This window comes from Myxococcales bacterium (assembly GCA_016706225.1).
GTDB lineage: Bacteria > Myxococcota_A > Polyangia > Polyangiales > Polyangiaceae > JADJKB01.
Genome location: JADJKB010000005.1, coordinates 876,471 through 895,299 on the forward strand (window position 1 = coordinate 876,471; position 18,829 = coordinate 895,299).

At 67.6% G+C, this 18,829-nt stretch carries 17 protein-coding genes; 6 read left to right on the top strand and 11 right to left on the bottom strand.

The genetic code is table 11. The features are described 5' to 3' along the window. Positions 1–8 precede the first annotated feature (8 nt). The 3 genes from IPI67_11570 to IPI67_11580 form a co-directional block, all read right to left on the bottom strand. Positions 9–713 carry a hypothetical protein gene (locus IPI67_11570; GenBank protein MBK7580834.1) on the bottom strand — a complete coding sequence of 235 codons (705 nt, stop codon included), beginning with the start codon at positions 711–713 and terminating at the stop codon, positions 9–11. Positions 714–871: 158 nt separating this feature from the next. Next, a complete protein-coding gene (locus IPI67_11575; protein MBK7580835.1) occupies positions 872–1,645 on the bottom strand; it encodes a class I SAM-dependent methyltransferase in 774 nt (257 codons plus the stop codon). A gap of 39 nt (positions 1,646–1,684) precedes the next feature. Further along, positions 1,685–3,376 (bottom strand): hypothetical protein, encoded by a 1,692-nt coding sequence (locus IPI67_11580; GenBank protein MBK7580836.1) that lies wholly within the window; start codon positions 3,374–3,376, stop codon positions 1,685–1,687. Positions 3,377–3,466: 90 nt separating this feature from the next. On the opposite strand from IPI67_11580, the gene IPI67_11585 reads away from it, so the two are divergent. The 3 genes from IPI67_11585 to IPI67_11595 all read left to right on the top strand — a co-directional run bounded on the left by IPI67_11585 (position 3,467) and on the right by IPI67_11595 (position 6,776). After that, the gene (locus tag IPI67_11585; protein ID MBK7580837.1) at positions 3,467–4,174 is read left to right on the top strand and encodes an extensin family protein; all 708 of its coding nucleotides are present in this window, start codon (positions 3,467–3,469) and stop codon (positions 4,172–4,174) included. Positions 4,175–4,273: 99 nt separating this feature from the next. Next, complete coding sequence (locus tag IPI67_11590; protein ID MBK7580838.1) at positions 4,274–5,026, top strand: YebC/PmpR family DNA-binding transcriptional regulator; 753 nt, start codon at positions 4,274–4,276, stop codon at positions 5,024–5,026. Next, on the top strand, positions 5,019–6,776 hold the full coding sequence (locus IPI67_11595; GenBank protein ID MBK7580839.1) for a hypothetical protein: 1,758 nt from the start codon (positions 5,019–5,021) through the stop codon (positions 6,774–6,776). Before IPI67_11590 ends, IPI67_11595 begins: the two co-directional genes overlap by 8 nt. A gap of 137 nt (positions 6,777–6,913) precedes the next feature. Here IPI67_11595 and IPI67_11600 read toward each other — a convergent pair whose 3' ends face one another. Next, positions 6,914–7,339 carry a VOC family protein gene (locus tag IPI67_11600; protein MBK7580840.1) on the bottom strand — a complete coding sequence of 142 codons (426 nt, stop codon included), beginning with the start codon at positions 7,337–7,339 and terminating at the stop codon, positions 6,914–6,916. Positions 7,340–7,477: 138 nt separating this feature from the next. Between IPI67_11600 and IPI67_11605 the strand changes: the two genes are divergently transcribed. After that, the gene (locus tag IPI67_11605) at positions 7,478–9,571 is read left to right on the top strand and encodes a DUF4139 domain-containing protein (GenBank protein MBK7580841.1); all 2,094 of its coding nucleotides are present in this window, start codon (positions 7,478–7,480) and stop codon (positions 9,569–9,571) included. Positions 9,572–9,577: 6 nt separating this feature from the next. On the opposite strand, the gene IPI67_11610 is transcribed toward IPI67_11605, so the two are convergent. The 4 genes from IPI67_11610 to IPI67_11625 are packed head-to-tail and all read right to left on the bottom strand — an operon-like array spanning position 9,578 to position 12,540. After that, entirely contained in the window at positions 9,578–9,904 is a 327-nt protein-coding gene (locus tag IPI67_11610; GenBank protein ID MBK7580842.1) for a hypothetical protein, read from the bottom strand. 7 nt (positions 9,905–9,911) lie between these two features. Continuing rightward, positions 9,912–10,580, bottom strand: coding sequence for a CPBP family intramembrane metalloprotease (locus IPI67_11615; GenBank protein ID MBK7580843.1), 669 nt, complete (start codon positions 10,578–10,580; stop codon positions 9,912–9,914). Further along, complete coding sequence (gene coaBC / locus IPI67_11620) at positions 10,580–11,809, bottom strand: bifunctional phosphopantothenoylcysteine decarboxylase/phosphopantothenate--cysteine ligase CoaBC (GenBank protein MBK7580844.1); 1,230 nt, start codon at positions 11,807–11,809, stop codon at positions 10,580–10,582. The genes IPI67_11615 and coaBC overlap by 1 nt, the downstream gene beginning before the upstream one ends. Positions 11,810–11,862: 53 nt before the next feature. Then, complete coding sequence (locus tag IPI67_11625) at positions 11,863–12,540, bottom strand: DNA-3-methyladenine glycosylase (GenBank protein MBK7580845.1); 678 nt, start codon at positions 12,538–12,540, stop codon at positions 11,863–11,865. Between the two features lie 53 nt (positions 12,541–12,593). On the opposite strand from IPI67_11625, the gene IPI67_11630 reads away from it, so the two are divergent. Both IPI67_11630 and IPI67_11635 read left to right on the top strand, forming a co-directional pair. Further along, positions 12,594–14,219 carry a protein kinase gene (locus IPI67_11630; GenBank protein ID MBK7580846.1) on the top strand — a complete coding sequence of 542 codons (1,626 nt, stop codon included), beginning with the start codon at positions 12,594–12,596 and terminating at the stop codon, positions 14,217–14,219. A 64-nt stretch (positions 14,220–14,283) separates the two neighbouring features. Further along, positions 14,284–15,186, top strand: a complete 903-nt coding sequence (locus tag IPI67_11635) for a hypothetical protein (protein ID MBK7580847.1) — start codon at positions 14,284–14,286, stop codon at positions 15,184–15,186. A gap of 6 nt (positions 15,187–15,192) precedes the next feature. Here the strand turns inward: IPI67_11635 and feoB are convergent, their stop codons facing one another. The 3 genes from feoB to IPI67_11650 all read right to left on the bottom strand — a co-directional run bounded on the left by feoB (position 15,193) and on the right by IPI67_11650 (position 18,750). Further along, positions 15,193–17,409 carry a ferrous iron transport protein B gene (gene feoB, locus IPI67_11640; protein MBK7580848.1) on the bottom strand — a complete coding sequence of 739 codons (2,217 nt, stop codon included), beginning with the start codon at positions 17,407–17,409 and terminating at the stop codon, positions 15,193–15,195. Beyond that, complete coding sequence (locus tag IPI67_11645) at positions 17,406–17,699, bottom strand: ferrous iron transport protein A (protein ID MBK7580849.1); 294 nt, start codon at positions 17,697–17,699, stop codon at positions 17,406–17,408. Before IPI67_11645 ends, feoB begins: the two co-directional genes overlap by 4 nt. An 88-nt stretch (positions 17,700–17,787) precedes the next feature. Further along, positions 17,788–18,750, bottom strand: a complete 963-nt coding sequence (locus IPI67_11650; GenBank protein ID MBK7580850.1) for a serine/threonine protein kinase — start codon at positions 18,748–18,750, stop codon at positions 17,788–17,790. Positions 18,751–18,829 lie beyond the last annotated feature (79 nt).

Sequence of the window (18,829 nt, forward strand, 5' to 3'; positions counted from 1 at the left end):
CCGGGCCGTCAAAGTGTGGATTCGAACGAAAAGACGTAACCCACGCTCAAACCAAAGCTGTAGATCGCGGGGCTCGACCCGCCCACCCCGCGGAAGTACACGTCGTCTTGGCTCGCGCCGACCCAGACCGCCGTCGGAATGTCGCGCCGAGCGAGGGCCATCACCTCGAGGTGACCGTGGGTCTTTTGTCCGAGGGTCGAGGTCTGCCAGCGGAGGCCAACATCGAGCCCGACGCCGACCAGATCGAGACGCGCAGCGCCTGCCGGTGAGGACGCGGCCATGCGTTTGACGTCCACCGCTGGTCCGACCAGGAACCGCAGGTTGGGGAGGAGCAGCGGTGCGTAGCGGCCGCTACCCCCCACGCCCACGCTGAGTGAAGAGCCGATCTGCTCTGGCTCCGCACCGAAGTAACGACGTTCGACCTGCGCGAGCGCGAGCCCGCCGACACCGATCCAGGCGTTCGCTCGCAGCTCGATGGGCGGCGCGAACAAGATCCCTCCGCTGACCTCGAAGCTGAGGGCGCCCGGGCTCTGATCGTTCGCCGTGCCGTAGCCGCTTGCACCTGCGACCTTGGCGAGATCCACCGAAGTGGTCCCGCGATAACTCACGTCCGCGCCAACCAACAGCTCGATGCCCGAGTCGTCCGCATTTGCGCGGCTGGTCAGGATGGCGACGTTCGCGAAGGCAACGACGCCAAAGAGGATCGATTTCATCGCTCGCCCACGCCTCGGCATGGCAGGCTCACAGAGCACGCCACGTGCCAGTGATCGAATCCTCCGCGGACCGCAGGCTGAGGTCCCGCGCACGCCGCAGGGCTCGTGGGATCCACGGCATCGCCGAGGGCGCGAACGATCACGAACACAACCCGGGTTCACGGGGCCGGGACACCGGGATCAGGCCCGTCGCCCTTGTACGCCACGGCGACCAGTCGCTTGGCCTCGTTGTCGTAGGGGCCGCCGCCGAGGGAGCCGAACAGCTCGACGCGGGAGAATCCCGACCCGAGCAGCAGGCGAGTCAGCTCGACCCCGGAGTACAGGCGCAGGCTCAGCTCGTACTCGTGGCGTCGCCCTTCGCGGTGCAAGATCCACTTGGTGTCTACCCAGCCGAAACCCGGGCGGATGCGGCGGTCCTCGAGCAGCTCCACGCCGCCGCCCGCCATCCAGGTCCGCGGCTGGAAGATGCGAGCGATGATCTCCTTGCCGGCCATTTCGAGCACGGCGCGTCCCCCGGGCTTGAGGCACGCCGCCATGTTCGCCGCCACCGCGCGCTCCTCGGCTTCGTCCGCAAAAAAACCGAAGGTGGTGAACAGGTTGGTCACCAGATCGAAGGCCAGGGGACGCACGAAGCGTCGCATGTCGTCCTCGACCCACTCCACGCCGAGGTTCTCGTGCTTGGACGCCGCGCGGCCGCGGTCCAGATAGACGCGCGTGCGATCCACGCCGGTGACCCGGTAACCGCGGCGCGCGAGCTCGAGGCTGGCCCGCCCCGGCCCACAACCCAGGTCGAGAACCTCCGCGCCCACGGCTGCGCCGCTGAGCCTCAAGACACCGTCGACGTCGCTTTCGGTCCCGAGATTCCTCGCTTCGAACAGCGCCGGCTCGACCAGCGCCCAGAACTCGTCGTCGTCGTGCCACACCTTCGTCATCGGAGAGGAGCGTACACGACACCCGAGCTGGCTTGGGAGCTAGAACACCTCGACCAGTGGCGGTACGACGCGGGGCGTGCCGGCATCTGGTATCGCTTTCGCGAGCCAGTCGATGTTCGGGGTGATGCGATACTCGATGTTGCGCTGCGGCGCGCGGCTCATCACGGTCTCCCAGGTCTGGACCCGAGGTTTGCCGGCGTTGCCCGCTAGGAGCATCGGCACCCCAGTCAGCGGGTCCGACTCGTAGACGAAGAACGTGTGGTAGTGCGGCACGTTGTAGTGGTCCCACGGCGCAAAGCCGCGGATGACCACGATGGTGCCCGGCGCGTAGTGATCCGCCTCCCGGGCCAGGTGTCGGTAGAACTGCCGCTTGAAGACATACGGGAGACGCTTCGAAGTCGGCAGGAGCTCGTGCTGAAACTGCTCCGGATGCTCCTTCGTGTACGTGATGAAGCGCGTGACCTTGCGCCGGCTGTCGCCGAGCAGCGGTTCGAAATCGAGGCCGCCGAGATCCCTTCCCGGTGGCTCACCGCGCGGGCGCCACCACGTACCGCTCGCGCGCTCGAGGGTCTCGGTCACGAAATCGATGCACACCTGCGGTGGCGCCACCCGCCCATCCGGCCGAAAAACCGGGTAAAGATCGCTCTGAAACGCGTAGTGGCTCTCGCCCTTCTCGTAGGCCTTCTGCCAGTGACTTCGCAGGTGGCCGTCCTGCTGTCCCCACTCGGTCTTGGGTTCGTCGAACGGCAGCTCTTCGTCGACCGCCCGCAAGATCTCCCGCTGCAGCGCGGCGACCACCCGCGCGCGCACCTCCGACTTGGCACGAGCCGCGTCGAGCTTCGCGCGGCTGCCAGCCTCCACGATCTCACAGCGACGACTGAGGTGGGCGCCGTCGCTCGCGAGCACACTCCGCACCCACACGTCGCCGAAGCGCAGGTTCGCCAAGATGGCGCTCTCTGTGGTGCGCACGACCGTCATGCGGTCGAAGCCGAGCTCGTGGGCCAGACTGCGCGCGTCGCGGTGCAACGCTGGGCCGGGGTCCACTCCCTCGACGCCCACCCGGTCGAAGAGGAGAACGCGCGCGGGTTTGCCCGCGTCGGGTCCGTCCGCGTACACGTAACCGCGCTTCGGATCCCGGGTGATCCTCAGGCGCGCGCTGCCTCGCTCGAGCCACAGCGCCGGTTCGTCGAACAGGTGCTCGAGCCGTATGGCGTCCCAGAGCGCCCAGCCGAGATCCGCCGATTCCGCGTACAAGTAGCCGTCGCGCAGGAGGACCTGCCGGCCGATGCGCGGCGCGTTCGGGAAGCGGTCCTTGATCTGACGCAGGGTTTCCCAGGGAAAACGCGCCTGAGTGAGCGCCCTGCGGTAACCGCGGACCACCGCGCTGTCGGACTTCTCGTAGCTCGGTGCGCTCACGAAAAAAACCGGCTCACCCTTGGCGCGCGCGAGCATCTCTGCGCGTTGTGATCCGAGCTTCGGTGTGCCGGGGAGTGCGTCGAGACGTTCGACCCGTGCCCACTCCGCGCTGCAGTCCATGGCGCGGGCGTCGGGTCGGAATTGGGCTGGCGTTTGGCTCGTTGCGCGGCCGAGCCGCAGGCTGCGCGCGAGGGTGCGACCCGGCTCCGTGAGCCCGCTGCCGAGGGCGAGGCGGGGTGAGTCCTCCACCGCGCGGCATCCAGCGAGGGCCGCGCACGACGCAAATGCGCCGGCGGCGATGAGGCGTAAGAGCACGGTAGCTAACTGAAATCTCCCATGTCCGGCGCGACGTGCCAGTCGAGGCTCGAAATTGGGCTCAAATCGCGAGACTCTCCCGGGCTGAAAATGCGTCGGCTCGCGCTGCTCTCCGTGTTCGTGTTCGCGCTCGTGGTGGCGCCAACCCGAGCGCGCGCCGGAAATCCGCTGGTGGTTTTCCCCGAACGCCCGGAGCGTTTTCGTGCGTTGCGCTACCACGCCGAGGACTCCGAGCAGTGTCTGGCCGAGCTCGCGGTGCGCGGTGTGCCGTTCACTCATGGCCCGCGCGTCCCGACCATCGACACGCCGGTGCGCTTGACCGGGCCGCTGCGCGGCGTCGTGTTCGAGATGCATCACCCAACCGTGCAGCAACCGAAGGAGGGGCCGGTGATGGACTGCCGACTGCTGCTCGGTCTGGACGATCTTGCGCTCGTCGTCGCTGACCGCGGGGTGGCGCGAGTTCGGTACAACAGCATTCATCGCGGGCGCTGGGCTCAGCGCCGTGGCTGGCGGCACGCCGCCGGCGTCGCCGTCGACATCGTCGAGTTCGTGCAGCGAGATGCTCAGGTGTTGAACGTGCTCAGGGACTTCGAGGGCCACGGCGTGGGGTCGCGCACCTGCGGAGAGGGCGCACCCGCGCCTCGTCAGCCAAAGGCGCGCGCGCTACGCGCGCTGGTCTGTGCGTTCGCCGAGCTCGGCACGTTCAACCTGATTCTCAGCCCGCACTACGACCGAAGGCACAAGGACCACCTGCACCTGGAGGTCCGCCGCGGGATCGACTGGTTCTTGACTCAATGACGCCGCTTCGAGGGTGATCGCGGCGGCCTGGGACTGTGGTAGGAAGTCCGTCCCGGACCGGTGCACGGTCCGCGGTCGAACGCGACGGAGACTCGATTCATGAGTGGGCATTCCAAGTGGGCCACGATCAAACGCAAGAAGGGCGCGCTCGACGCCGCTCGAGGGCGACTCTTCACCAAGCTCATCCGTGAGCTCGTGACCGCGGCGCGCATTGGCGGCGGGGACGTCAACGCCAACCCGCGCCTGCGCAAGGCGTACAACGACGCCAAGGGTCAGGCCATGCCGGCCGACACGATCAAGCGCGCCATCGGGCGCGGCACAGGGGAGATCGAAGGCGCCTCGTACGACGAGGTCCTGTACGAAGGCACGGGCCCTGGCGGCACGCTGTTTCTGGTCGAAGGCATGACCGACAATCGCAATCGCACGGTGGCGGAGCTGCGGAAGATCTTCGAGCGAAACAACGGACTATTGGGCAGCTCCGGCACCGCGGGCTGGGCCTTCGACCGGCTCGGCACCATCAGCCTCGACAAGGCTGAGGTCGGCGAGGACAAGCTGATGGAGGCGGCGGTCGAGGCCGGAGCCGACGACTACCGCGATGAAGGCGACGTCTGGACGGTCTACACGCCGATGGAGCAGCTGTACGAGGTGGTGGCCGCGCTCGAGAAGGCCGGGCTGCCGCTGGGCGAGAGCAAGATCGCCTACGTGCCGAAGAACAAGAAGGACATTGCCGGGCGTGACGCCGAGGTGTGTCTGAACCTGGTCGATGCGCTCGACGAGCACGACGACGTGCAGGGTGTGTTCTCCGACTTCGACGTGTCCGACGAGGAGCTCGCGCGCATCGCCGGTGGCTGAAAAAGGCCGCGCAGTCTGCTGCATTGTCGCAGCAATCCTCGGCGCCTGTGCGCCGCATTCCGCCACGCCGAGCCAAGCGACGCCGCCATCCCGCGCGGCACCGCCCGCACCGCCGGCCATCGCTCCGGTTGACGTCGCGCCGCGCCTGTCCTTCGAGCTGTCACAGACCTTCGACCCGACGCCAGCGTTGCGGGTCGTGATCGAAGCAGCGGGTCCGCCCGAAGAGCTGCGCGCCTGGTTGTTGTCCGATGCAACGCCGAGCTCGCTGCAGGGCGTCACGGCGCGCGACGGCAAGGGCATCCTTCCCGTCGACATCGACGCGCGCGGCGGCGCGGCCACGCTCAGCTTCCGTCGCGCCGTGCACCCGCCGCTTCAGCTGGTCTACTTGCGCCAGGCGGAAGCGTTCTCGACCCGCGAGCTCCGCGTGGCGTCCGATCCGAACCGGTTTGCGGCGGCCGGGCAGTCGCTCTTGGCGCTGCCCGTGGCCTGGAGTCAGCGCCGTGTGCCGACGACCGTCGTCATCGATACCAAGCCGCTGGGTCCGGACGCTCGCGCGGCGTCCAGCCTCGGGGTCGGGCAGCGGCGAACGCTCGAGCTCTCGGCCGCCGCGCTCCGTCGTTGCTTCTTCATCGCCGGCCCCATGGGTCACGCCGTCCTCGACGGCCCCGAGGGTCACGACGAGGTCGCGTGGCTTGGGTACACGAGCTTCGATCCGCGCTCGGTTGCCGCCGAGGTCGCGACATTTCGCACGGCGGCGCGGGAGTACCTGGGCGAGAAGTCCAGCACACCCTTCACGCTGCTGCTGCTCACCGACAGCAGAAAAGCAGGGGATTTCTCGGTCGCACGCCGGACGGCCAGCGCACTCTTGCAGGTCTCGGTGAACGAGCCCTACGGCGCGCCCGTGCGGGTGTCCCTGGCCCACCAGCTGCTCCGAGAGTGGCTCGGGCCCATGCTCTGGATCGGCCCGGACGGCGATCGCGAGCCAGGACAGGCGCTCTGGTTCGTCGAGGGTGTCTCGCGCTACCTGGCGCGTGAGCTGAGTTTTCGCTTCGGCCTGTTGACCCCGAGTGAGTACCTGGCCGAGGCCAACGAGATGGAGCGCATCGTGGCGACGAGTGAGCTCCGGAACCAGCGCAACGCCGAGCTCGGCGCACGAGCTTCGGAGCCAGCCGTGGCGGCGCTGCTCGTCGCGCGTGGCGCGCGCCACGCCGCCCGAGTCGACGCGTTGATCCGCGCCAAGTCGAAGGGCAAGCGCTCCTTCGACCCCTTGCTGCGTGGGCTCTACGCCGACGCGCAAAGACAAAAAGGCCCGTTGCCCGAGTCGGCGTGGACGAGCGCGCTCGAGCGCGAGCTGGGTCCCGGGGCGGCGCGCGTCTTCAGCGACGAGATCCTCGCGGGAAAAAACCAGCCACTGCCCGGCGACGCCCTGGGTCCGTGCTTCGGCGTGAAGCCCGCGCGCTTCGAGAGCTTTGCGCTCGGTTTCGAGCTGGATGGCCCCGCGGAGCTCTTGCCGCGGACGGTCAATCGCGTCACGCAGGGCTCAGCCGCCGAACGCGCAGGACTGCGCGCGGGAGATCACGTCGTCGAGCTCGCGTTCCGGGCGGGCTCGCCCCGAGTCGCGGTCGAGCTGCGCGTCGAGCGCAGCGGCGCAAATCAGAAGCTCAGCTTCTTGCCCCTGGGCGCGCCGGTCAGCGGTCACAGCTTCGTGCGCGCGCCGGGTGTCGCGGACGAGCGCTGCGTGCGGCGCTGAGAGTGTGGTCGGCCGCCGTCCGAGAGGGCGGCTTGTGGGAGAGTTGAGAATTACTTACAGGAAGGCGGAAGGGGGGAAGATCGGGGATTGAGCAGAGGGGAGCAGAGAAAAGAGCAACAGAACGGAGCGGAGAAGAGTCACCACTCGCCCTGGTTCGGGCGTGAGGACCAGGGTTCGCGGGGTGGCAGGGGGTCACCGCGTTGCAGCAGTTCGATCGAGATCTGGTCGGGTGAGCGCACGAAGGCCATGTGGCCGTCGCGCGGAGGACGCAGGATGTCGACGCCCCGCTGCTCGAGCTTCGAGCAGGTCTCGTAGATGTCGTCGACTCGGAAGGCCAGGTGCCCGAAGTTGCGCCCGCCGCCGTAGGGTTCCTGCTGATCCCAGTTGTACGTGAGCTCGATTTCGGCCGTGTCGTCGGCTGAGGGGGTCCTCAAAAAAACCAGGGTGAAGCGCCCCTTTTCGTGGTCTCGGCGCCGGATCTCCGTGAGCCCGAGGGCTCCCACGAAGAAGTCGAGCGCCCGGTCGAGATCACGCACCCGCAGCATGGCGTGGAGAAACTTCATGTCCGACCTCTTAGTCCAGGGTCACGCGGCCGCAAGATCGAATGCGGCTCTGGTGCGTACCCAACGCGGGACGAGTCGAACGTGTCCCATGCCGGTGCCGCCCCCAAGCGGGGAGTGAGGCGCCCGAGGAGGTTTTCCATGCTCAGAGGTCGAATTGGGCTGTTGATGTTGCTGGCGCTCCCGGTCGGTGGGTGCGGAGCGAGCCTGTCGTCGCGTCCGGTGAAGACGGACGCGGAGCTCGGGCGCGTCATCGTGTATCGGAGCGGTGTCGCCTACTTCGAGCGCCACGCTCGGGTCGACGGGGATCGACTCGTGCTGAACGTTCCGGCCGAGCGCGTCGACGACTTTCTGAAATCGCTGACGATTCGCGATCGCAAGACCGGGCGTTCGCTACCCGTGTCGTTCCCGACGCTGGTGCGCACCGGGGACCGGGTCGAGCTCGCCATCGTGCTGCCCAAGGACGCGTCGCGCGACGTCGCCATCACCTACGTGACCGAGAGCCCCGCCTGGAAGCCGAGCTACCGCGTGGAGCTCGACGGCAAGGGGAGCGCCAAGCTCGAGGCGTGGGCCGTCGTCGACAACGTCTCCGGTGAGGACTGGGAGCGTGTCACGGTCGGCGTGGGCAGCACCTCCGCGCTGTCGTTCAAATTCGATCTGCACAGCGTGCGCTACGTCGAGCGCGAGACCCTCAACGAAGGACCGGCGCTCGCCCTCGCACCGCCGACCGGAGGCTCACCGTACGCGGTTGCCGGCGACGCGGTCGCGGTCGTCGGGAACTTCAGGCTGGACGAGCTCGAACACCTCAATGCGCAGCAAGAGACCGAGCCCGCCACGCTGCAGGCAGGGCTGGTGCAGCCCGATGGGGCTCGCGTCGCCAGCAAACACAAGGCTGGAGGAGCGCGCCGGCTCGCGCTCGAGCCGCCGAAGGACGCCGGCGGGAAGCTGGCGGATCTGGCCCAAAAACTGCGGGCGAGCGGCGAGCGGATCCGCATCGAGGGTTACGCCAAGCCGACGGAGACCGACCGCAAGGGGGCGGCCCTCGCGCGGGCCAACACGGTGCGCAACGAGCTGCTCAAGAACGGGGTGAAGGCTGCGCAGATCGAGGTCGTGGCCGCGGACAAAACCTCGGCTCGTGATGGCGTGCGCCTGGTCAGCGCCAAGGCCGAGGCTCAGGCGGCTCGACCTGCGCCCGGCAGCAGCGGAGCTGCCAGCGCGGGTGAGCCCATCGGCAGCGCGTTGTTCGTGGCGCCGGCGCCCCTCAGCATCAAGAAGGACAGCTCGGCGCTGGTCAACATGCTGAGTGAGAAGACCCGCGGCGAGCAGGTCTACTACTACGATCCCGTCTCGACCCGCGGGTCCAAGCGGTTTGCGTTCAGGGCAGTGCGGCTGGACAATCCCAGTCAGCACACTCTCGAGTCCGGTCCCTTCACCGTGTACGCCGCGGGGCAGTTTCTCGGTGAGGGACTGAGTGAGCCGATCCCCCCCAAGAGCTCTGCGTTCATCCCGTTCGCGCTCGACCGCCAGCTCTTGGTCGAGCCCGTCGTCGACACCCGGGAAGAGATCGACCGGCTGGTCACCATTCAGCGCGGCATCGTCACGACCGAGGCGCAGACGATTCGACGCACCAAGCTCTCGCTGTCGAACCGTGGTGACGCGGTGGCGAAGGTCTGGATCCGCCACGCGGTGCCGACCGGCTGGAAGCTGCGCGACTCGAAGGTGAAGGTCGAGAAGCTGCGGGGCACGTATCTGTTCCCGATCAGCGTGCCGCCACGGGCGGCCATCGAGCTGGAAATCGAGGAGAGTCAGCCGCTGGAAAAATCAGTGGACATCAACACCGACGCCGGCGTCGACGCGCTGGCGCTGTTCTTGCGCCGCTCGAAGCCGCTCTCGGCCGAGCTCCAGAAGCAGCTGGACGAGATCGTTCGGCTCCACAAAGAGATGAGTGACACCCGCGAGCGGGTCTCGACCCTCGAGTCGCAAATGAGCACCTATCGCGAGCGCATCGACGAGATCCACGCTCAGCTCGTGACGCTGCGGCGGGTGGCGTCAGCCGACAAACTGAGCCGACACCTGGCCAAAAAGATGGAGGAAATCAGCGAGCGCCTCCAGAAGTCGACGATCGAGGTCACCGACCTCAAGGGCAAGCTGATGACCGGCAAGGTCGCGCTCTCGGACCGCCTGGCCGAGCTCACGCTGGTCGGGGAAAAACCGAAGCTGGCCGATCAGCGCTGAGTGCCATCAGTCCTGCCCGTCACTCTCCCGATAGCCACAGTCAGGGCAAACGACCCGCCGGAGCAAGGTGACCAAGGTCTCGACCACGGACTTTTCGCCGAGTGAGTGGGTGGCGGATCGGATGACGCTTGCGCCGCAACGGGGGCAGCGCAAGAGCCAGACCGAGAGGCCAAAGGCCAGTGTGCTCAGGACGAGGATGCCTGCAAACAGGTAGCCGAGCTGGAGCAGACCGTCGAGATCGTCGTCGGTCTGGCGCAGGGCCGCGAAGAAACCCAACATGCACGCCACCAGGGTGGATGCCGAGAGCCAACGCCGGGTCCGCAGGCTCGCCACGACCTGCTCACATCCCCGGCCAGCGGAACTGCACGACCGAGAAATACGTGAACACGATGTGCGAGATGATCACCGGCGGGAGCCGGGCGGTCATCTTGGCGGTGAACGACCAGACCAGGCCGCAGCCCAGCGCGGCCAGCACCAGCAGTGGATTTTCGTGGGCGATGGGATCCGCGAGCGCGAACACCGTCGGCACGTACGCGACGCCATACGCCAGCGTGGCAACCAACCAACCGCTCCGGGGTCCGAAGCGGGTCTGCGCGGCGTCGAGCACCATTCCACGCCAGACGAGCTCCTCGGCAACGATGATCAACAGCAAGACCGAGGTGTAGACGAGCGAGCGTTGCACCGTCTCGGCGTCGCCCACCTGGGCGTAGAGCCGCAAGAACCACAGGTGCCGCGCCGTGTTGGTTGGCGCCAGCGTGCTGCGCGCGGCCAGTGAACCGAGGAGCAAGATCGCTCCCGTCACCACCCCGAGGCTGAGGTCGCCCCAGCGCGGACGCAGCACGTCGCGCAAGCGCCCGTCCTGTCGAAGTCGGCCGAGGGCGAGCAATGCGAGCGCACCGTACGGCACGCCGAGCGCGACCCAGAACTTCCAGGTTCCGGCCAGGTCGAGCCGAAATGCCCAGGCGCTGGCGCCTGCGATGACGAGCACCGACAGCGCGATGAGCTGCATCAGCGCTCTTCCAGCCGCCGGACCAAGAGCGCGAGGATCTGATCCGCCAGCTCGAGTTTGCTGGTGCGCGGTAGCGGTTCGACGCGGTCGTGAGTCACGAGGCTTGCGCGGTTGTCATCCTTGCCGAACGAGTCGTCGGCGTGGTTGGCCACCACGAAATCGACCTTCTTCGCCTCGAGCTTCGCGCGCGCGTAGGCCACGACCTTTTCGTTCGTATCCGCCTCCACCGCGAACCCTACGAGCACCGGCCGCCGCCCGCTGCGGGCCGCGCCAATCTCCGCCAGAATGTCCGGGTTCTGCACGAGATCGAGCTTCATGCCGTCGCCCCCGCGTTTCAGCTTCGTGGCTCGGGTCTCCGTTGGGCGGTAGTCGCCCACGGCCGCGGCCATGATCAACGCATCGGCAGCGCCGAGGTCGGGTCCGAGGGCTTGCCATACCGCGCCACGCATGGCGACGGCGCTTCGCACGTCGACGCGCGTCACGCCGTACGGTGTGGCGAGAGCGCAGGGCCCCGCGATCAGGGTCACGCGAGCTCCACGCGCTGCAGCGCGCTCGGCGAGCGCAAAGCCCATCTTGCCGCTGGAGCGGTTGCCCAGGAAACGCACCGGATCGATGTCTTCCACGGTGGGCCCCGCGCTGACGACGACGTGTCGGCCCCGAAGATCGTGAGGCGCCAGCGTGACCAACACGGCGGCCAAGATCTCCGCCGGTTCCGCCATGCGACCGATGCCGTGTTCGCCGGATGCAACCTCCCCGTAGACCGGCCCGACCCGCTCGACGCGACCGTCCGACGCGAGGGTGGCCAGGTTGCGCTGGGTCGCTGGGTGCGACCACATTGCCGGGTGCATCGCTGGTGCAACCAGCAGTGGACAGGTCGAACACAGCGCCGTCGCGGTCACGAGGTCGTCCGCGCGTCCCTGGGCAAGTCGCGCGAGCAAATCCGCCGTGGCCGGCGCGACCAAGAAGAGATCGGTCTTGCTCGCGATGTCCACGTGCAGCTCGCCCGCCACCGCGGCGTCGAACATGTCCGAGCGCACCGGCTTGCCGGTGATGCCCGCGAAGGTCGACGCGCCGACGAACTGGCTGGCGGAGCGCGTGAACAACGTCTGCACCGCCGCGCCCTCCGTGACCAGCAAGCGCGCCACGATGGCCGCCTTGAAGGCCGCGATGCTTCCGGACACCGCGAGCGTGATGCGCTTCGTGCTCAACCGCCCGCGCCGAACTTCCAGCGGAGCTGGCGGTTGAGACCGCGGAGCCGGCCTCTGAGAAGGGGTGCGCACGGTCACTTTGGCGCCAGCCTAGCCTCGGGTGGGCGAGACACGTAAGGGTTTCCGGGCTCGAGGAAGCGCCATTTGCGATTCACCCATGCTCCCGCATAGTCGATGCCGATGCGCCGGGCGCGCACGACCTTGGTGGGCGGCGCGTCCGCCAGGTAGAGGCCGTCGCTCCCCGTCAGATCGCGGCCGTAGTGGCGTCGGTCGATGCCCATGGCGGCGCACAACTTCCCCGGTCCGTTGCTGAGCTCGCGGCGGGTGGCCGCGACGCCGCGTCGTCGTGCCATCTGCTCCAGACCCTCGATGGGTTCCACGGCGCGAATCAGCACGGCATGGGGTTCGGCGACGCGCCCGGTGACGAGGTTGAACTGCCAGTGCATGCCGTAGACGAGGAACACGTAGGCGTGGCCGGCTTCGCCCCACATGGCTTCGTTGCGTGCGGTTCGGCGGCCGCCGGCACTGTGCGCCGCAAGGTCCTCCGGGCCGCGGTAGGCCTCCACTTCGACGATGCGACCCACGAGCCTGCCCTCCGGGAGCTCGTGGACGAGCAGCTTTCCGACCGTGTCTCGGGCCACTTCCAGCACCGAGCGAGCATAGAATTCGCGAGGAAGCTTGCGTCCTTCGCCGCCGGGCGCACCCCCGCGCCGCGACGCGTCGGAGCGGATGTGGGTTGAGGACGCAGGCATTTTCGCCCTGTGATTACCAGAGGCTAGTTGCATCTGATAGGCTTTGGAGGCTGATGCAAGCGCAACCCGTGCCGATGGCCCAGCCGCGCATCGTCGGCCGCTACGCCCTCTATGGAGAGATCGCGGCGGGCGGTATGGCCACGGTGCATTTTGGCAGGCTGGTTGGAGCGGTGGGCTTTTCGCGCCTCGTTGCCATCAAGCGCCTGCACGCGCAGTTCGCCAAGGACCCCGACTTTGTCTCGATGTTTCTGGACGAGGCACGCCTCGTCTCGCGCATCCAGCATCCGAACGTCGCGACGACCCTCGACGTCGTCCCGCTCGACGACGAGGTCTTCCTCGTCATGGAGTACGTGCTCGGTGAAGCGCTCTCCAAGCTGATCCGCGCGGCGCGCCGAAACGGCGAGTTGGTGCCCCCGCGGATCGCGGTGGCAGTGATGGCTGGCGCGCTGCACGGTTTGCACGCCGCGCACGAGGCGAAGAGCGAACGCGGCGAACCTTTGAACATCGTGCATCGCGACGTCAGCCCCCAGAATATCTTGGTCGGGACCGATGGCGTGGCGCGGGTGCTCGATTTCGGCGTGGCAAAAGCCGCGGCCCGCGCGACCTCCACCCGTGACGGTCAGATGAAGGGCAAGGTCAGCTACATGGCCCCGGAGCAGCTCCGGGGTAAGGGCGTCGATCGCCGCACCGACGTGTTCGCGGCTGGCGTGGTGCTGTGGGAGGCCCTGACCGGGCGGCGCCTGTTCGACGGCGAGGATCCCGGCGAGGTACTGACCAAGCTGCTCGAAGCCGAGATCCCGATCCCATCCAGCCTCGAGCCGACCGTGCCGGCCCATCTCGACGAAATCGTGATGAAGGGCCTGCAGCGCAACATCGATGCCCGCTGGTCGAGCGCGCGCGAATTTGCCATCGCGCTCGAACAAGCCGGCCCCATCGCGCTGCCGCGCGAGGTCGGTGAGTGGGCCGAGCGGGTAGGCGAAGAGACCATCGGCAAACGCGCTCGACAAGTCGCGGAAATCGAGAGCGGCTCACTCGCACACATTCGCGCGGTCGACTCGGTTCCCACCTCGACGCCATCGTACGGTTCGCATCCGTCCCACTCGCAGCCCTTCACGCCGGTTCCGGCGCAGTGGCCGGTGGTGGGGCCGCAGGGCGAGCCCACGACCTCCCCGTCGCAGGTCTCCCACGTCACCGGCGTCTCGCGCCCCAGCAACAGCGTCCCGTCGTACGTCACGGGACCCTCTCAGGTCAGCGCGATGAGCGCGGTCCAGGCTCCTGCACCGCAGCGCACGGGAATGTTCGCCGCGCTAGTCGGCATCGCCGGTGCACTGGCCATCGCTCTCCTGGCCGTCGTTGCCATCTACATCGGCAAACGACAGCAGCCCGACGTGCTGCCCATGGAGCCAGCGCCTCCCACGGCGACCGCGGCGCCCACGGCCACGGAGGCACAGCCGGACCCGTCCCTCGCGCCGTCGCCTTCCATCGTGGCCGTCGATCAGCTGCCCGAGGTGGAAGCATCGGCGAGCGCAGCGCCGGCGAAACCCCCGCCCCGGACCGGTGGCGGCACGTGGAAGCCGCCCGTGAAGACTCCGCCCAAGCCGGCGGCAGGCGACAACTGTGATCCCCCATTTTACATCGACAAGGGCGGCGTTCGCCGGGTGAAGTCCGGCTGTATGTAGCGCCGCGGTCCGGCCGGCCCGTTTAGTGCGATTGGGCCGAGAAGATGCGCTAGACTCGCGGCTGATGCACACCTTGCTGCTTCGTGGGTCAGCCGTCGTCATGGCGATGGCAGTGGTGTCGGTCGTACGCCCGGCTCTCGGGGACACGAAGGCGGAGTGCGCCAAGGCCTACGAGTCCTCCCAGGAGCAGAAGAGCGGCGGCAAGCTGCTCGCCGCACGCGAGAGCTTGGTCACGTGTTCACAATCTGGCTGCCCGTCCTTCATCAAGAAGGACTGCGCGAAGTGGCTATCGGAGGTCGAAGGTGCAATCCCGACCGTGGTGTTCAGCGCCAAAGCAAAAGGCGCGGATCTCACCGACGTCAAGGTGACGCTGGGTGACCAGACCTTGGCGGAAGCGCTGGATGGCAAGGCGATCCCCATCGATCCTGGCACCCACACCTTCGTGTTCGAGAGCGCGAAGCACGGCTCGAAGGAGCTGAAGTTCGTGGTGAAGGAAGGCCAGAAGGCCCAGAACATCGAGGTCGTCTTCGGCGGTGCGGATGATGACGGCGAGGGCGGCGGCGCGGCAGCGGGCGGGGGTGACGGCGGCTCACACGACGGCGGCTCGACGAGCCTGAGCACCGACGACGTCAAGGGCAGCAAGACCTTGGGTTACGTGCTCGCCGGCGTCGGGGTCGTGGGCATCGGCGGGTTTGCGTACTTTGCTCTGTCCGGCAAGAGCGACGAGAAGAACCTGGCGTGTGCGGACAAGAAGACGTGCAGCGACAGCGACATCGATCCGATCAAGAAGAAGTACCTGTTCGCTGACATTTCCCTGGGTGTCGGCGTGGTCTCGCTCGGTGTTGCCACCTACTTGCTGGTGACCTCCGGCGGAAAAAAAGAAGCGCCTGCCGAGGCCAAGGCGTTCCGGTTCGACGTCGCGCCAACGCGCGGCGGCGGCTACGCCAGCGTGCTCGGCCAGTTCTGAGCTCCCTCAGCCCCAGCCGAACAGTCGTCCGCCCTGGTAGACCATGAGGCTCGCCAGGTACGCCAGGACGGTCATGTAGCCGAAGAGAAACGCGGGCCAGCGCCAGCTCCGGGTCTCACGGCGAACCACGGCCAGGGTGCTCATGCACTGACAGGCGAGGGCAAAAAACACCATCAACGAGAGCCCGGTGAGCGCGGAGTAGACCGGGCGACCGTCGGCCCGCTTTTCGTGTTTGATGCGGTCGCGCAGCGGTGCTGTGTCCTCGTCGCCGCCGGCGACACCGTAGACGACACCCAGCGTCGAGACGAACACCTCCCGAGCGGCGAACGCGCCGATCAAGCCGACGCCGATCTTCCAGTCGAAGCCCAGCGGGCGGAGGGCCGGCTCGATGGCCTTGCCCAGTCGTCCGCCGTAGCTGTGCTCGAGCCTCGCCGAGCGGTCGGCGATCTCCTCGGCTTTCGTGGGCGCGGGTCGTGTCTGCGTCTCTGCGGGGGCGTCGGCGGCCAAGGGCGCCGTGACGGGTGCCTCGCCGCGCGGGAATGAGAGCAGCGCCCAGAGCACGATGGTGCAGGCCAGGATCACCGTGCCGGCTTCTTTCAAGAACACGGCCGCCCGCTCCCACATCATCCTGAGCACACTCTTCAGGCTGGGCACGCGGTAAGGGGGCAGCTCCAAGATCAGCGGCACCCGGCGTCCGCGCACCACGGTGCGGCCGAGCACCGCCGCGGCGAGCAGGGTCATCAAGATGCTGAAGCAGTACATGGCGACCATCAGCGCGGCGCCGAGCGGCAGAAATCCGAGCAACGTGCGCTCGGGGAACAACGCCGCGATTACCAGGGTGTAGACCGGCAGGCGTGCGGAACAGGTCATCAATGGCACGACCAGCATGGTGAGCAAACGATCGCGACGGCGCTCCATGGTTCGTGTTGCGAGGATGGCCGGCACCGCGCAGGCGAACCCGGAGAGCATCGGCACGAACGCGCGACCGTGCAGCCCGAGGGCCCGCATGATGCGGTCCATCAGAAAAGCCACACGCGCCATGTAACCGCTGTCTTCGAGCAGGCCGATGAACAAGAACAGCAGCAAGATCTGAGGCAGGAAGACCAGCACGTTGCCAACCCCGCCGATCACCCCTTCCGTGAGAAAATCTCTGAAGATGCCTGCGGCCAGCTGCGCCTCGAGCAGCTTGGAGAGTCCACCGAAGGCAGCTTCGATGAGCTTGATGGCCGGGTCCGCCCAGGAAAATAGCGCCAGGAACGTCACCAGCATGATCGACAGGAAGGCCACGAAGCCGAACACCGGGTGCAAGAGGAAGCGGTCGAGGCGCGCGGAGCCGGCGCGCTTGGGCGGGTGTTTCGCGACGCGGCCGAAGATGCGATCGGCGTGTGAATCCAAGAAGGCGTAGCGCGCGCCGATGATATCGCGGTCGAGGTCGTGGTCCTTGCCGAGAGTTTCTTCGACGTCACGACAGCGCTCGCGCAGTTCGTCCGGGATGCCCTCGAGCTCGTCTTCCGCTTCGATGCTGGAGAGCGCCCAGAGTCCAAGCGCCCGGTCGCGCTCGACGCTTCCGCGCCACGATTTCGGCAGCGCCTCCGCCACCCGGTCGATCTCGGGCCTCAGCGCCGCGGGGTATTCGATGCTCACGCTCGCGGGGCGGGGAACCGCCAAGATCTTGGCGATCTCTTGCTTCAGCGCCTCCATGCCCAGCCCACTCTTGGCGTTGGTCGCGACGCATGGCGCGCCAAACAGCTCGCCGACGACCGCTGGATCCGGCGGCCGGTCGCTCACCTCGTCGATCATGTTCAACGCGATCACCAGGGGGACCCGCAGCTCGGCCAGCTGCAGCACCAGGTAGAGGTTGCGGATCAACTGGCCGGCGTCCACGACGACCACCGCCAGCGCCGGTTTGGGCAGACCACCGAGGCCCAGCAGCGAGTTGATCGCGATCTGCTCCTCTGGGGAGCGAGCCGCGAGTGAGTAGGCACCGGGAACGTCGACGACCTCGGCGTCGGCGTCTCCGGAGCCGAGCTTCAACGTTCCCGCTCGGCGCTCGACGGTGATGCCAGGATAGTTCCCGACGCGGGCGTTCTGGCCGGTCAAGCGGTTGAAGAGGGTGGTCTTGCCGACGTTCGGGTTACCGACCACGACGACCTGGCGTAGGCGCTCCCCGGAGTCGGGCGTACGGTCGCCGGATTCTGGCTCGTGGCACGCCTGCGCGGTCACGTTGCGCTCCGCGCGCCGAGCTCAGGCTCGACGCGCGTGAGCTCGGGGGCCGCGTCGAGCGCGGCCTCGACGCGGACGACGCCCACTTCGGCGGCCTCCGCCCGGCGAATCGAGAGACTGGCGCCGCGCACCAGGAACTCGATGGGATCTCCGAGCGGCGCGACACCGACCAGCTCGATCTGAGTGCCGGGAACGAGACCGAGCTCCATCAGCCTGCGCCGGAACGCTCGCTGCCCGCCGACGCGTTCGACGGTGAACAGCTGGCCGCGCGAGACCTGGGCGAGGTTCATGTTACGCGGGCTTCCTAGCGTAGCTGAAAACGGTTTTCAAATTCATTTAGGGCTATTGGAGGATTTCGCGGCTTTTCTGCGGTTCAACTCAGGTGCCCCGGGCCCGCAGGCGGTTCCTCGCCGCGGTGATGGTGGCTGCCAGCACGGGGCCGGAGGTTGTCTCCGGGATCACCCTGAGCACCTCTCGGAGCGCGTCGAGCATCATCAACGCCGAGTCGAAGCGTCGCGACGCGTCGCGCTCGAGGGCCCGATGCACAGCAGTGGTCAGCCCCATGGGCAGGTCCGGTCGCTTGTACGACAGGAGCGGCACGCGCGGGTCCTTCAGCATCTCGAGCACCTCGATGTCGGTCGGCGCGTCGAACAGGCGCTGGCCGGCGAGTGCCTCCCAGAGGCAGACGCCCAGACTGAAGAGATCACTCTGCACCGTCGCGTCATCGCCGCGGAGCATCTCCGGGGCGAGGTAACTCAGCTTGCCCTTGATGACATTGGGGCGGGTGATGCGGCCGCGGTCCATCGCTCGAGCCAAGCCGAAGTCCGCGAGCTTCACGATCCCGGTCACGTCGAGCAGGATGTTCGGCGGAGAGACGTCGCGGTGAAGCACGGGCGCCGGCGTGCCGTCCTCCCTGCATACCGAGTGGGCCGCGTCCAGTGCCCGCAGCACCTCGATGGCGATGGCGGTGATGAGGGGCCAGGGAGCGCCCCCGGGCACGTTGAGAAAGCTACGCTGATACTCCCCGAAGTGCAGTCCCTCGACCCACTCGGTGACCAGGTAGTACTGGCCCGCGGCGTCGATGCCGAAATCGTGAATCTGCACCACGTTCGGGTGCCTGAGCATGGCACCGACGCGGGCCTCTTCCACGAACATCTCCACGACCTCGGGGTATTCGTTGAAGGTCTCGTTCAGGCGTTTGACGGCCACGGTGCGCCGAAAGCCCTGCGCGCCATAAACGAGCGCGCGCCAGACCGTGCCCATGCCGCCGACGCCAATCTGTTCGATCAACGCGTACTTGGCGTCGACGATCGAGCCGGGTACATCGCCCTGAGCGGTCATGAAACGGAAATTCGATTCCTCGGGCTCGAAATCTGCCGGTTCTGGCTGAGGAAATCCAGGACCACGCGGTATTGGGGCG

Coding starts and splice junctions, on each gene's coding strand:
- IPI67_11570 (MBK7580834.1), bottom strand. CDS start 713: ATGAAATCGATCCTCTTTGGCGTCGTTGCCTTCGCGAACGTCGCCATC.
- IPI67_11575 (MBK7580835.1), bottom strand. CDS start 1,645: ATGACGAAGGTGTGGCACGACGACGACGAGTTCTGGGCGCTGGTCGAG.
- IPI67_11585 (MBK7580837.1), top strand. CDS start 3,467: ATGCGTCGGCTCGCGCTGCTCTCCGTGTTCGTGTTCGCGCTCGTGGTG.
- IPI67_11590 (MBK7580838.1), top strand. CDS start 4,274: ATGAGTGGGCATTCCAAGTGGGCCACGATCAAACGCAAGAAGGGCGCG.
- IPI67_11600 (MBK7580840.1), bottom strand. CDS start 7,339: ATGAAGTTTCTCCACGCCATGCTGCGGGTGCGTGATCTCGACCGGGCG.
- IPI67_11605 (MBK7580841.1), top strand. CDS start 7,478: ATGCTCAGAGGTCGAATTGGGCTGTTGATGTTGCTGGCGCTCCCGGTC.
- IPI67_11615 (MBK7580843.1), bottom strand. CDS start 10,580: ATGCAGCTCATCGCGCTGTCGGTGCTCGTCATCGCAGGCGCCAGCGCC.
- IPI67_11625 (MBK7580845.1), bottom strand. CDS start 12,540: ATGCCTGCGTCCTCAACCCACATCCGCTCCGACGCGTCGCGGCGCGGG.
- IPI67_11630 (MBK7580846.1), top strand. CDS start 12,594: ATGCAAGCGCAACCCGTGCCGATGGCCCAGCCGCGCATCGTCGGCCGC.
- IPI67_11635 (MBK7580847.1), top strand. CDS start 14,284: ATGCACACCTTGCTGCTTCGTGGGTCAGCCGTCGTCATGGCGATGGCA.
- IPI67_11645 (MBK7580849.1), bottom strand. CDS start 17,699: ATGAACCTCGCCCAGGTCTCGCGCGGCCAGCTGTTCACCGTCGAACGC.
- IPI67_11650 (MBK7580850.1), bottom strand. CDS start 18,750: ATGACCGCTCAGGGCGATGTACCCGGCTCGATCGTCGACGCCAAGTAC.